The following is a 13,740-nucleotide window of genomic DNA, read 5'->3' as shown; positions in this document are numbered from 1 at the left end:
TATAATTGGGTAATTACACTACATATCAACACAAATGTGAGAATAAAATAATGTGGAATAGATTAAACAAATCAATGATGTTCTGCCAGATGATGTTCGGACTTTCGTTCTATGGCGTCATGGTGATCTTGACTCGTTTCTTCCTTGAAGATCTGAACTACAACGAAGCCGACACCATGATGGTTGTTGGTGCTTTCTCTGCAATCGGACCGCTATTTGCTATCGCAGGCGGTTTCATCGCCGACAAATTTTTAGGCGCATACCGATCATTGACCATTGCCTTTCTCGGATTCGCAAGTGGTTACGGTCTACTGGTACTCGGTGCCGCAGCAACTAATGTTCCAATGGCTTTATGTGGTATTGCTTTAGCGAGTTATGCGCGTGGTTTGATGTCCCCTTCTTACCCAAGTCTTTACAAACGCACGTTCAAAACTCAAGAAGATTTCGAAAATTGCTACCCAATTAACTACTCAGTAAACAATATTGGTGCTCTATTAGGTCAATACCTGTTCCCAATGCTAGTGCTAGTTGTCGGTTTCCACGGTGGCTTTCTTCTTTCAGGTGTTCTAGCCGGTGCTGCACTTCTGATGATGCTCTTTGTTCGCAAGGGCCTTGTTGAAGCAAGTGCTGAAATCGACCAAAAACCAGTTAGCACGAAAAACTGGGCTGCGTTCCTTGGCCTTTCTGCTGCAATGATTGGTTTGGTATTCTTCATGTTTTCTAACATGGATATCGGCCAGAACATCGTGTACGCAATTGGTGGTGCAGCGATCATCTACTTTGTCTCTTTGATGATGAAATCGAAGAAATCAGACATGCTGAAAATGGGTACTATCTTAATCATCACATTCCTGACGACATGCTTCTTCGTGTACTACGGCCAAATGATGACGTCAATGACAATGGTAGCGATCAACACAATGCGTGGCGATCTACTGGGCTTCATCCCTGTAGCCCCAGAAGCTTCAATGGCAATGAACCCACTTTGGTGTATGGTTGCAGGCCCTATTATTACGGGTATCTTCTCTAAGCTAGAAAAGAAAAACATTCACTTCTCTACCGCAACCAAAGTAGGTTTCTCTTTCATTCTGACGGCGATCGCTTTCGGTATCTTAACGATGGCAGTAACGACCGTAGGTGAAGATATTCTGATTCGCCCTGAAGTGTTCTTAGCAATCCACTTCTTCCTAGCATTTGGTGAAGTTATTGTTGGTTCTATGGTTGTAGCCTTCATTCTGTCTGTTGCACCTAAGCACATCGAGAACTTCTCAGTAAGCTTATTCTCTGTAGCAATCGCAATGTCAGGTATTGTTGGTGCCGTATTCTCAACGTCTATTGCACTTGAGAAAGGCCAAGAGATCACACAAGAGATCGTTCAAACGGTTTACGGTGATTACTTCCAAATGCTGACTGTTCTAGCGGTTGTAATGGTGGGTATCGCAATGGCAGCATCGTTCATTATTCGTAAGATGCTAGACGCAGCGAAAGCCGCAGATGAGACGATTGAACTAGAGCAAGCAAACAGCTAATTCTGCTCACGTTAAATAGCGCTAACGCTTCAAGCCCTTTAGTTTTCTAAAGGGCTTTTTTGTCGGTATGGATGCCAGGGTAAATAGATAGGTGATTCAAATTACGTTGCTCTGTGTAAATCAAAGTAAATGATAACTATTAGTATTGAGTGTTTTTTAGTTCAGGATTATGATGTCGGAATCAAAATCTAAGAGAGCCTTATATGAGCAAGCCTAGCCCTATCACATTAACTGTTACTCAAACCTCAACCATTACACCGAACATGCAGCGTATAACGCTTAGCGGTGAAGGATTAAGTAAGTATCCAACCGAATGTGCCGGCGGCTACATCAAGCTTTTATTCTCGCCATTGGGCACAACCGATTTAAGCCAACTGAATGATGGTGAGCGCCCAACCATGCGCACTTACACCATTCGTCAGTACAACCCTGTAGAAAACTGGATTGAGGTTGATTTCGTTCGCCACATCACCACAGATTTACAGTGTGGTTTTGCAGCAAGGTGGGCAATGAACGCGAAAGTGGGTGACACAGTTTCAGTGGCTGGCCCAGGTTTAATTCAAGGACTTAACCTAGAGTCAGACTGGTTCTTCTTAGTTGCAGATATGACATCCCTACCTGCGCTTTCTGCAAAAGTAAAATCGCTTCCAGAGCACGCCGTAGGGCACGCCGTCATCCAGATCAATTCAGCAGCAGATAAACAAACGCTTGAAGCACCTCAAGGTATAAAAGTCACTTGGTTAATTGAAGATGAAACTGAAGAAACACTTTCACAAACGGTTCGCAATTTAGAATGGTTAGACGGTCAGGTTTCGATTTGGACAGCGTGTGAATTTGAAAGCATGCGCGAGCTGAGACAATACTTCCGAAACGAAAAAGAAGTCGCGAAAGAGAACATCTACATTAGCAGTTATTGGAAGCGTGGCGTCACTGAAGATGGCCACAAAGTGTTGAAGCAACAAGATGCTCAAGCTTTAGCGGGTTAAGTCTGTTACTACATACATCTTTTGCCAGATAAATAAAAAACGCCCTTAGCGAAGTTCGTCTCGTTAAGGGCGTTTTAGTTTGAGCCCGATGAAGATCAAAGCTGACATGTAAAATTAGATACTCTCACCCACTTCAATCTCGTAACCGAGATCCAGCTTCGCCACCCATTCTTTGTTGCCTTGTAGACGCGCTACAACTTGCTGTGCAGCGACTTTACCGATCTGCTCCCTTGGTGTTACTACAGTCGCTAAACGCGGCGTCATCGCCACTGTGATGTCGTGTCCGTGGAAACCCGCAATCGCCATCTTCTCGGGAACTTGAATACCACGTCGTACGCATTCGTAAAAAGCACCAATAGCTAAATCATCGTTGGTACAGAAAATACCATTCACTTCAGGGTGCTTATCAAGTAACTCACCAATCAGTTTTGCGCCTAAAGTAAACGAGGACGCGTCTTCCGTTTGCAGCGTTACTGGCGTTTTATCGGCTTCTTGCATCGCATGCTCATATCCCGCCATTTTCAAGCGAGTACGTTCATCCATTCGAGCAGCCAAATAAGCGATATTGGTACGCCCTCGATCGAGCATGGTTTTAGTCATCGCTCTAGCCGCTTCAAAGTTATCAAAGCCCACTGCTTGTTCAATACGGGGAGACACCGAATCCATAATTTCAATCACAGGGATAGAAACAGTCTGCAGCATTTTACGCGCTCTATCTGTGTGCACATTTTCTGACAGGATAATCGCGTCAACGTTGTAAGAAAGCAGTGAAGCGATGCTTCGCTCTTCCAGTTCTGCGCTATAGCCATAGTGGGCAATCATGGTTTGGTAACCCGCAGGCGCGGTGACTTGCTCAATACCACGAATAACTTCAGCAAAAACTTGGTTAGTTAACGAGGGGACCAAAACACCAATCGCATTGCTTTTTGCGTTGGAAAGAATGTCTGGTGCGCGGTTAGGGATATAACCTAGCTCGTCTACTGCATCGCTGATCTTATCTCGCAGTGCTTCTGATACTTGAGAAGAGTCTCTCAGGCAGCGACTGACGGTCATTTTGGTGACACCAACTAGGTTGGCAACATCTTGTAATGTGGGACGTTTTTTCTTATTCGACATAATTAGTAATTATTATTTTTGAGTTATGTTACTGGTAACAGTGTATCCGACTGACGTGGAATTTGAAGCCTAATTTAGTAAAATGTTGATACAGCGTCAAAATTACAAACGCCCTCTTGTTGAGGGCGTTATTGATTGTTTAAGCGTTTACTTTTACTTCAGTTCTCGGAGACTGACTCCAAGTGACATGGAATTTTTCGGCTTCCTCTCTATCGACTCGCGAATAGGTATGAGAACCAAAATAGTCACGTTGCGCTTGCAATAGATTCGCTGGTAACACTTCACAGCGCAGAGAATCAAAGTAGCTTAATGCAGAACTGATCCCCGGCATCGGCACACCATACAAAGCGGAGTTAGCAACGGCGATACGCCAAGCAAGCTCACGCTCTTCCACTTGTTTGATGAAAACCTCGTCAAACAACAGATTCGCCAGCTCACCATTTTGTTGATAAGCCGATGTGATACCTTGTAAGAATGCTGCACGAATAATACAACCTGCTCGCCAGATCTTAGCTATTTGAGTGAAATCGAGATTCCAACCCTCTTTGTCTGACGCTGTCTTTAATAAATCAAAGCCTTGTGCATAAACAGACAACTTGGCGCAATATAGGGCATCGTGAAGTTCAGAAGTAACCTCTGTTTTATCCAACTGACTCGCATCGGCAACATTGCCTTTTAGCAGTTTGCTCCCTTGAATACGTTGTGATTTTTGACCGCTCATCGCACGTGCATAAACCGCCTGTGCAATGGTTGGAGTTGGGCAGCCTTCCTGAAGGCTGTTAACTGCTGTCCATAAGCCTGTGCCTTTTTGGCCAGCCTTATCAAGCACAACATCAACAAATGGTTTACCCGTAGCCAAATCTTCTTGTTGAAGAATGTCGGCACTGATTTCCATTAAGTAGCTATTAAGTACACCGTTGTTCCACTGTTCGAAAACTTGGCCAATCTCTTGAGCTGGCATTTCAAGTACATCACGCATGAACTGATACACTTCGCAGATGAGCTGCATGTCGGCATATTCAATACCGTTGTGTACCATTTTCACATAGTGCCCTGTACCAGAAGGACCAACATAGGCAGCGCATGCTTCACCCGCTTCAAACTGAGCAACCGGTAGCCCATTAGCATCCACTTTTGCAGCAATCGCTTCCCACATCGGTTTCACATATTGCCAAGCCGATTGGTCACCACTCGCCATAAGCGCCGGGCCAACACGAGCGCCTTCTTCACCACCAGAAACGGCGGTGCTAAAGAAGCGCAGTTTGCCTTTGTAGCCCACTTCACGAGCTTCAGTATCAGTCCAAAGGCTGTTGCCTGTATCGATAACAATGTCGTCGTTTTCTAAACCTGCATCAAGCAAGCTATTCACGACGATATCGACAGGTTTTCCAGCAGGAACCGACAAAGCGATGACACGCGGCTTCGCGAGCCCTTGCAGCACATGTTCAAGGCTAGTCCCTTGTGTGAACTGACCTTTACCAGTAAACGATTCATTAAGCAGCTTTGCTTCTGAACTGGCGCGATCAATGTTGTCTGTATTCAAATCAAAGCCAGCAACGTTAAAGCCGTTATCCAGTAGGTTGAGCGCTAAGCTTTTGCCCATCACTCCTAAACCAATCATCGCGATGTCATTTTTAATCTGAGTCATGGTTTAGCCTATCTGCTTAATTTGTGTAAGTGCACTTTCGAGAACTTGTTCAACATCTTGTGAGATATCGACAAATAACGCTTCACCTCGCTCAGGTTCAACCAAGGTTGCGAATTGGCTTTTCAACATTTCTTGACCATTAAAGTAATGGTTTTCACGAGCTTTATGGCGATTCCAAATCGTATCGAAACTGCCCTGAAGGTAAACAATCACTAAGTCTTCATTGTTCTCTCGCAGAATCTCGCGGTATTGAGGTTTCAATGCAGAGCATGCAATCACAGCACTTGGTTGTTCGATATATTGCTTATTCAATGTTTCTAGCCATCCTTGACGATCTTCGTCAGTCAGCGGGATACCTTGACGCATTTTTTCAACGTTGCTTTGCGGATGGAAGTCATCGCCATCAAAGAACTGAAGTTCTAAAGCCTGCGCAATACGGCTACCAATCAGGCTTTTTCCGCATCCAGATACGCCCATCACGAGTATTTTTTTGCTTTTCATAAGGCAAGCCTTCCCTAAGCCCCAACCAAAACAGGGGCTGACAATCGAATCTAATAGTTAAACTTGTGTTGCTGTTGATAGGTTCCTGAACATTAAACTCGCTCAGGAACCCTCGCTGTTATTGCCACCAAAGCGCGAGCTGAGGGAAGATAATAACCAATGCCAGAACCAATACTTGAAGTGCAATAAACGGCAGTAATGAAGAGAAAATCTCACCTAAGCTGATGTCTTTTGGTGCTACTGATTTCAAGTAGAATGCCGCAGGACCAAACGGCGGTGACAAGAACGACACCTGCATGTTTAGGCAAAACACAACGCCGAACCATACTGGGTCAAAACCAAGACCAGTGATGATTGGAACGAAGATTGGCATTGTTAGAAGTGCTACGCCTACCCAGTCAAGGAACATGCCTAGAACCAGCAAGATAGCCATCATAATTAGTAGCGTTACTGTCGCATTACCGCCACTGAGCGCAAGGATGGTTTCTTCAACAAAATCAATGCCGCCCATCAGGTTGTAGATACCAACTAATGCGCTTGCACCGATACCAATCCACATGATCATGCCGCAGGTACGCATGGTTGCGATGGCACTCTCTTTCAACATACTGAAGTTCAGTTCACCACGGATTAGCGCACTGATCATGATACCAACCACACCCAAAGCAGAAGCTTCTGTGACTGATGCGATTCCTGTGTAGATACTGCCCAAAACCGTTGCGACAGAAAGCAATGGGAAGAACAGAGCTTTGAAGTAGCTTGGCTGATTGGCGATATCTTCTTCTGACTCATCATCACTTGGAATAGGCGCAAGAGAAGGGTTTAGCTTACAGCGAATCAGCACGTAGCCGATGTAACAGCCAGCAAGAATAAACGCTGGTAAGAATGACGCTTTAAACAGGTCGCCAATCGATACGCTGGCTGTCATACCGTAGATGATCAGTACGATACTTGGTGGAAGCATGGTACCAAGTGCGCCACCCGCACAGGTTGTACCGATAGCAAGCTTACGGTCGTAACCTAAACGAAGCATTTGTGGCAGTGCGAGAATACCCAGTAGTACCGTTTCACCACCGATAACGCCTGACATCGAAGCCAATAGAACCGCGACTAATAAGGTTTGTACTGCCACACCACCACGAACTTTACGGCCGACAGATTTCATTGCATCAAACAAATCGCGAGCAATGCCCGAACGGTCTAATAAAGCCGCCATCAAAACGAACATCGGTACTGCTAAGAACACATAACCAGAAGCAAAACTGTAGGTACGGCTTGCGATCAAAGGTAAGGCATCAGGGCCAAACCAGCATAGAGTGAAGAAAATCGCGACAAAGCCTGTTACGAACGCTAGCTGCATACCGGTCAGTAGCAAGCCAATCATCATAACCAGCATGAGCAAGCTGCCCCATGCGATACCAATAGAAGATAAATCAAACATCGTTATTCTTCCTTAGACCCATCAACTCTTGGATTAGGTGCAATACAAACTGGACAACAAGAACACACAAAACGACAAAAATCAGGCCTTTCAGCAGCGCAGGATAAGGCGCGTTTAACACTGAACCTGATGTTTCAAGGCGGAATTCACCCCATGGTGCAAACCATGCTTCCTCTGCGGTGAAGTAAGCCGCATAAGCGAGCATGCCAGCAAAGGTCAAACCCACAATGTGGTGAACAAGATTAAGATATTTGCGTGCTTGGTTAGACACTGAATCGTAGATAAGAACCACACGTACATGCTTATTCGCAGCAAACGCGTAGATGCCACCAATAATGAATAAAGAACCACCGATGAAAGAAGCTGTTTCATGTACCCATGTGGTCGGGGCATCGAATGCGTAACGCATCACAACTTCATAAAATGAAATCAATACAGTAAAGATAAAAAACCAGCTCACGAGATTACTGAACTTTATAACAAAACGATCAAGCGCATTTCTTGGTTGCTCGTCGTTTTCAGCTGGGGCATGGGGAGTTTTGTCTGTCATGGGCCAAATTTCCTGGGAGAATACGGGAGAGCAATGCCCTCCCCCGTCAGTAAACTAAGTTTAAATTACAGTAAGCCGTTTTCTTCTAGGAACACAGTCACTGAGGTGTAAACTTTTCCTGCGTTATCAGAACGCTCTGCAAATACTTTCCATTGGCCTTTCGCGATTTCACGGAACTTCTTACGCTCTTCTTGAGACCAATCGTGGATAGTGATTTCTGGGTTCGCTTGAGCTTCTTTAAGTGCCGCTTGGTCAGCCATTTTCAGCTGAGTCGTCATGTCGTAAGAGAAGTCACGCACTGATGTTTGCAGCATTGTTTGTAGATCAGCTGGCATCTTGTCCCACTTCTTCTGAGAAATAGAGATATCGATAAGCGGCAATGAGTGGAAGCCAGGTTGAACTGGATGTGTTGCAATATCGTTCATGCCCGCTTTTTGGTTGGTAGAAAATACCGTGTAGTCCGCAGCATCAATTACGCCTTTGCTTAGGCCAGTAAATACTTCAGAACCCGGCAGGTTTACTGGAGTCGCACCCGCCGCTGCAAATACTTGTTGAACTAGGCCCTCAGGCGCACGTAATTTCAGGCCTTTAAGATCCGCAACACCATCGATTGGCTTTTTAGAAATGAAAGATTCAACACCCGTCGTAGAAGCACCAACAAACTGAACGCCGTAAGGCTTGTACAGTTCGGTCATTAGCTCATTACCACCACCGTAGTTCATGTACTGAAGCAGTTGTGTTGTGTCTGACCATGCGCCAACCATGTTACCGATAAGACCAAATGCTGGATCTTTACCAGAGAAGTAACCTGTTGCTGTGATGTGACCATCTAGGATGCCCATTTTGATCGCGCCTAGCGTTTCTGTGTGCTTAACCACAGCGCCTACAGGCAGAAGATCGATATCAATACGTCCGTTAGACATCGTCTCTACGCGCTCAGCCCACTTCTGCTGAACTTTGAAGTTCAAGTCGCCAGAAGGGTCTGAAGATTGAATCTTAAGTTTAAAGTCTGCAGCCATTGCTGAAGTAGCAAATAGACCAGTGAGGGAGGCAGCAATCAGCGTTTTAGTCAGAGCTTTCATTTGGGTATCCTTATGAGTTTCACAGAGTCCGGCTTGTTATTGTATGTTACCGGTAACGTTGAGATGAATGTTACCGGTAACTTTACAGCGTTGTCTATGAGAAGGATCACATCTTTAACATTAGTAAAACGTTTGCTATCAATAAGAAAAATGTGACTAAAAAGTCACATTATAGGTTGGAGGTAAAGTTTAATTTCTTTTTAAGTCAGTGAGATAACTAAGCCAGCAATGATAAAAACGACGCCTACACCACGTGTAACGTGCCACTTTTCCTTTAAAAAGTAGATCCCCATCACTACGCCGAAGATGATACTTACTTGCCTAAGAGCGACAACCAAGCTGACGTTCTCTGTCATGGTCATCGCAAATAACACGAGGCCATAGGTCGAAGCCATCATGATGCCGGCCACTGTGGCTTTCTTTCGCAGTATCCAAGCATTCGTAAACTCGATTCTTTGGTTGGTTACGAATAGCCAAACACTCAGCGGAATCACAATCGCCCAAAACTGAATGCCTAGGTAGAAAATCGCGGTGTGCTTGTTTGTGATAATAGATGTGCTTAACGGTTCTAATAGTAGTAACGCTTCTTTATCAATGATGGAATAGCCCGTGGTACCAATAGCGGCGATTAACGCCCACAGCACGCCGAGGTTGAGATACGCTTTTAACCTAAGATCTGAAAACTGCTTTAGTGGTACAAACAAACAGCCTAAGGTTATTAAAGTGAACCCAGTCCATTGATTCGACGACAGTTCATAGCCGATCAACACCGTGCCTAAACCTACCATCAACACAGGTAGTGCTCGTGCCATAGGGTAAATCACACCGATATCAGCCTGTTTATAGGCCGCGCCTAACCCAATCAAATAGATGATTTGACAGATCCCACTCAAGAAAACCAGTTGCCAGAATGGAAGTGAGATATTTGATAGCCCTACACTGTGAACATACCAAATCAAATATGGCGTCAATATCGCTGCGGCGGCAAAGCCAGAGGCTAAGAAGAATGACGAACCCGATCCTTGATTAGATTTACCTAGAACGTTCCAACCCGCGTGAAGCAAAGCCGAAATGATCACGATGATGATGGCAGAGAATTCCATTTCATTCCTAAATTGATAACTGATAAGAACAGTCGCTGAAAACAGCTGATAAAAAAGGCCTCCGAATAAGAGACCTTGGATCGTTTCATTTCGACAGCCCTACAGAATTGCAGGTGCCAGTACGATGCGTGTTCTAGCTGTAACTAACGTTCAAATTGACAGACTAACGCTCTAGCTGGGCTATCGACTCAATGCTGATCGCATCATGACGCCAATACTCAATATCGCAGTCAATCAAATCACCGTTCTGATTGTAGTTAACACGCTCAACCACCATTGCAGGAGAACCCGAAGTCGCACGCAGTGCTTGCGCAGTTTCACCCAGTAATGACGTTGTGCTCACGCGATAACGAATCTTCTGATACACCACGCCAAAGTGCTCTCGGTATATGTCCGTCAACGACTTAGACAAGTCGTAGTCAAGCAAGTTAGGGAACAGTTCAGGTCGAATATAGTTGGTCACATACACAACCGGTCTGTCTTCAAGGTAACGAACTCTGTCTACTCGATAAACATCCGAAAAAGGTTGTAGCTCAAGAAGCTTAGTTGCTTCCTTGGTTGCTAACATGCCTTTCGCTGCCACTAATTCTGTTTTCGGCTTACGATTCTGCGACAAAGCCATATTAGTGAAGTTCAGCGTTTGAGTTGGGTCGTAGCGCAGTGGCGCTGGAGAGATAAACCAACCACGGCGGTCTTCTCGATAAATACGCCCTTCAGCTTCAAGTGAAGACAGCGCTTCACGCAACGTTACTCGTGTTGTATCAAACGATTCAGCCAGTTTGCGCTCCGCAGGCAGCTTCTGTCGTGGCGTTAACATGCCCGACTCTATCTGCTCTACGATGACGTCTTTGATTTTTACGTACTGCACTTCATTTCCTTTTATTCTTGTTCTTGTCGTCAGCCATTCCTTGGCCAACTGCAATATAAAATGGTTCGCTAGCGTTTGCGCCAAGCTTGGGTGCGCTTCTCAAATAACTTGTTGATTAGCATATGAATCAACTTCGCACTTGCCGCCGATATCATGATCATGACGGCCATGGCTGCTGCTGCACCAGTTTGTCCCGCATCGTCCATATTCAGTACTGAAACTGACGCAGGTATCGTATCGGTAGAATACAAGAATACTACCGCAGATGTCGTGGTAAGTGCATTAATAAACAAGTATGTCGCAATATCTAAAATCGCAGGCAAACAAACCGGCACCGTTACCTTAAAGAACAGCTTGTATTGCGGTAGGTTAACTGAAGCCGCCGTTGCTTCTATCTCTTCAGGCAGCTGTTTTAATGCGGTTAATGCCGTCATGTGCCCTACCGTGTAGTAGTGAACCACGGTGTTGATCACCAAGAACGCCATCGTGCCATACAAAAAGTTAAGTGGGTTGCTCAAGTCATTAAAGTAGAAGATGTACCCCAAACCCAACACCATACCCGGAACCGCCATCGGCACAACGCTGAGCATTTGCATCGCTTGACGAACTGGACCAAATGCTCTGCCTTTCTCAATGCAATATGCACCCAAGAAAATCAACACTGTACCGATAATAGCAGTCCAAGCACCGAGCGTTAGAGAGTTGAAGAACGGCGTCCAACCGTAGGTACTCATTTCTGAGAAATTATAGTTATTCAAGGTGAGTGCTTTGTTCCAAGGCCAGAACGTGACCATAGAACCGTATATCGCCATGCCTAGCACGATAACAACAGCAGCAGAGATGATGGTGCAATAGAGCAAACACACGCCATCACGTAGAGTGTTTGGTTCAGGTTGGTACGCGACGGATCGAGTATCAAACAAGCTCTTCTGTTTCTTTTGAACCCAGCGATCCACTGTAAACGCAAGCAACGCAGGCAACAGCAACAAAATACTGGTCACTGCACCCATAGAGAAATTCTGTTGCCCTACCACTTGTTTAAAGATGTCAGTCGATAGAACGTTATAACTGCCACCAATCACCTTTGGCACACCAAAGTCACAAACCACCAGCGTAAATACAACGATCAGCGTGCTGATCAAACCATACTTTGCCGCAGGTAGCGTCACCATGAAAAAGGTTTTTAAAGATGAAGTATTGAGTGCACGTGCCGCCTCATAAAGACGAGCGTCAGAGGTTCTCAATGAAGTAGTTAAAATCATTAAGGCGTGTGGAAACGTCCAGAATATCAGGCCCAGTGAGATACCAATCAAACCGTATACCGAATTCCCCCCTAACACTTCTTTGGCGATACCTTGGTTACCAAATAAGAAGATCAAACTGATCGCAGGAAGCAACGACGGAGCTAGAATCGGCGCTGAACCCAACACCTGAAAAAGCCCCTTGAAAGGCATACATGAACGAGTCAACGCATAGGCATAACCAAACGCTAATACACCCACGACAACCGTTACTAACAGCCCAAGTGTAAACGTGTTACCTACCGACTGCCAGAGGCTCTGCGAAGCAAAATACGTTGCGAAATTCTGTAATCCTACAAATTCACCATCTGCGTTCTGAACACTTTTTTTCAACATTGCCCACAGTGGCATCAGAATGAATAGCGTCATGACCACTGACAAAAAAGCCAGAAGCCCGAATAGGATTACGTTGTCTTTACTTAACCGAGCAAGAAAAGGCGTTACTCGTCGTTGAATTAGCAGCTTAGATTGCATCATTTGAGTCGATTCCATGATTGTTACGCCGCCTCGTCTTTCATCACTTGCAGGCTTTCAGATGGGTAAGCTCTAAGACCTTCTTCATCAAACGCTACGTAACGAATATCGCTGCGACGCAGTTTCAATCGATTAAACTCTTTGACTGACACATCAACGATGATCTCTTTAGCCGTTGAGTCATGTTGCAGCTCGCACTCAACTCGATAGAACGCCCCAAGGAACTCGCTAGATATGATTCTGACGGGTAAAGACTCGTTAAAGCGATCAACAAACTGAATTTGTTCTGGACGCACCGCGATATCAAAACGATCGCCATGCTTTGGTGTCAAATTATCTAAAACTGGCAACGCTAACATCGACTCTGCAATGCGCATTTTGCCTTTCGCAGCAACAGATGCTTGAATGAAGTTCATGCTACCAACGAATTCAGCGACAAAGCGGCTGACTGGATTTTGATAGATTTCTTGCGGAGCACCCACTTGCTCAATAACACCATGGTTCATCACCACAATTCGGTCTGCCATCGTTAAGGCTTCATCTTGGTCGTGCGTCACCATGATAGTGGTGATACCCAACTTGCGTTGCAGTTGGCAGATCTCGTCACGCAGATGTGTTCTTACCTTCGCATCCAACGCAGACAGCGGTTCATCGAGGAGTAGCAAACCTGGAGACAAGGCCAATGCACGAGCGAGAGCCACGCGTTGCTGTTGTCCACCAGACAGTTGATTCGGGTATTTCTGGCCAGATGTTGGTAAACCAATGGTTTCTAACCAAGATTCTACCGCTTCCAGAGCTTCTTTGGTCGACATCCCTTGGTTCTTCAATCCAATTGCGATGTTCTCTTCCACAGTCAAGTTTGGAAATAGAGCATAAGATTGGAATACGATGCCAAAGTCGCGCTTTTCTGGTGGCAAGAAGGTCGTATCATTACCGTTCTGCTCAATAGATCCTGAGGTCGGTAAATCCAGTCCTGCAATCGCACGTAGTAGTGTCGTTTTACCGCAGCCAGACGGGCCAAGGAAACAGACGAACTCACCTTTTTCGATCGATAGGGATATGTCTTTTAACGCTGTAAATTGGCCAAATTGTTTTACAACGTTTTCAATATTCAAATAAGTTTGGTTGCTCATACTACAGC

General features: G+C 45.3%; 12 protein-coding genes. 2 read left to right on the top strand and 10 right to left on the bottom strand.

Annotation, left to right across the window (positions count from 1 at the left end):
- Positions 1 to 50: 50 nt before the first annotated feature.
- Together AB4232_RS12520 and AB4232_RS12515 are read left to right on the top strand one after the other, a co-directional pair.
- A complete protein-coding gene (locus AB4232_RS12520) occupies positions 51 to 1,529 on the top strand; it encodes a peptide MFS transporter (RefSeq protein WP_122046249.1) in 1,479 nt (492 codons plus the stop codon).
- Positions 1,530 to 1,732: 203 nt separating this feature from the next.
- Positions 1,733 to 2,515 carry a siderophore-interacting protein gene (locus AB4232_RS12515; protein WP_371710159.1) on the top strand — a complete coding sequence of 261 codons (783 nt, stop codon included), beginning with the start codon at positions 1,733 to 1,735 and terminating at the stop codon, positions 2,513 to 2,515.
- Between the two features lie 114 nt (positions 2,516 to 2,629).
- Here the strand turns inward: AB4232_RS12515 and gntR are convergent, their stop codons facing one another.
- The 10 genes from gntR to AB4232_RS12465 all read right to left on the bottom strand — a co-directional run bounded on the left by gntR (position 2,630) and on the right by AB4232_RS12465 (position 13,732).
- Positions 2,630 to 3,631 carry a gluconate operon transcriptional repressor GntR gene (gene gntR / locus AB4232_RS12510; RefSeq protein WP_372087230.1) on the bottom strand — a complete coding sequence of 334 codons (1,002 nt, stop codon included), beginning with the start codon at positions 3,629 to 3,631 and terminating at the stop codon, positions 2,630 to 2,632.
- Positions 3,632 to 3,770: 139 nt separating this feature from the next.
- Complete coding sequence (gene gndA, locus AB4232_RS12505) at positions 3,771 to 5,279, bottom strand: NADP-dependent phosphogluconate dehydrogenase (protein ID WP_372087229.1); 1,509 nt, start codon at positions 5,277 to 5,279, stop codon at positions 3,771 to 3,773.
- A gap of 3 nt (positions 5,280 to 5,282) precedes the next feature.
- Entirely contained in the window at positions 5,283 to 5,780 is a 498-nt protein-coding gene (locus AB4232_RS12500) for a gluconokinase (protein WP_372087228.1), read from the bottom strand.
- A gap of 118 nt (positions 5,781 to 5,898) precedes the next feature.
- On the bottom strand, positions 5,899 to 7,221 hold the full coding sequence (locus tag AB4232_RS12495) for a TRAP transporter large permease subunit (RefSeq protein ID WP_372087227.1): 1,323 nt from the start codon (positions 7,219 to 7,221) through the stop codon (positions 5,899 to 5,901).
- On the bottom strand, positions 7,214 to 7,771 hold the full coding sequence (locus tag AB4232_RS12490; RefSeq protein WP_372087226.1) for a TRAP transporter small permease subunit: 558 nt from the start codon (positions 7,769 to 7,771) through the stop codon (positions 7,214 to 7,216). Before AB4232_RS12490 ends, AB4232_RS12495 begins: the two co-directional genes overlap by 8 nt.
- 65 nt (positions 7,772 to 7,836) lie before the next feature.
- Positions 7,837 to 8,853, bottom strand: a complete 1,017-nt coding sequence (locus AB4232_RS12485; protein WP_009845626.1) for a TRAP transporter substrate-binding protein — start codon at positions 8,851 to 8,853, stop codon at positions 7,837 to 7,839.
- A 200-nt stretch (positions 8,854 to 9,053) separates the two neighbouring features.
- Positions 9,054 to 9,956: a multidrug transporter gene (locus AB4232_RS12480; protein WP_372087225.1), complete on the bottom strand. Its 903-nt coding sequence runs from the start codon at positions 9,954 to 9,956 to the stop codon at positions 9,054 to 9,056.
- Positions 9,957 to 10,119: 163 nt separating this feature from the next.
- Complete coding sequence (gene phnR, locus AB4232_RS12475; protein ID WP_016789432.1) at positions 10,120 to 10,824, bottom strand: phosphonate utilization transcriptional regulator PhnR; 705 nt, start codon at positions 10,822 to 10,824, stop codon at positions 10,120 to 10,122.
- Positions 10,825 to 10,892: 68 nt separating this feature from the next.
- The gene (locus tag AB4232_RS12470; RefSeq protein ID WP_372087231.1) at positions 10,893 to 12,602 is read right to left on the bottom strand and encodes a putative 2-aminoethylphosphonate ABC transporter permease subunit; all 1,710 of its coding nucleotides are present in this window, start codon (positions 12,600 to 12,602) and stop codon (positions 10,893 to 10,895) included.
- A 20-nt stretch (positions 12,603 to 12,622) separates the two neighbouring features.
- Entirely contained in the window at positions 12,623 to 13,732 is a 1,110-nt protein-coding gene (locus AB4232_RS12465) for a putative 2-aminoethylphosphonate ABC transporter ATP-binding protein (RefSeq protein WP_102307070.1), read from the bottom strand.
- Positions 13,733 to 13,740 lie beyond the last annotated feature (8 nt).

Source organism: Vibrio sp. 10N.286.46.A8 (assembly GCF_041470165.1).
GTDB classification, from domain to species: domain Bacteria; phylum Pseudomonadota; class Gammaproteobacteria; order Enterobacterales; family Vibrionaceae; genus Vibrio; species Vibrio tasmaniensis_A.
Note: the sequence above shows the minus strand (reverse complement) of the source record. Positions and strands in the feature narration are given on the sequence as shown.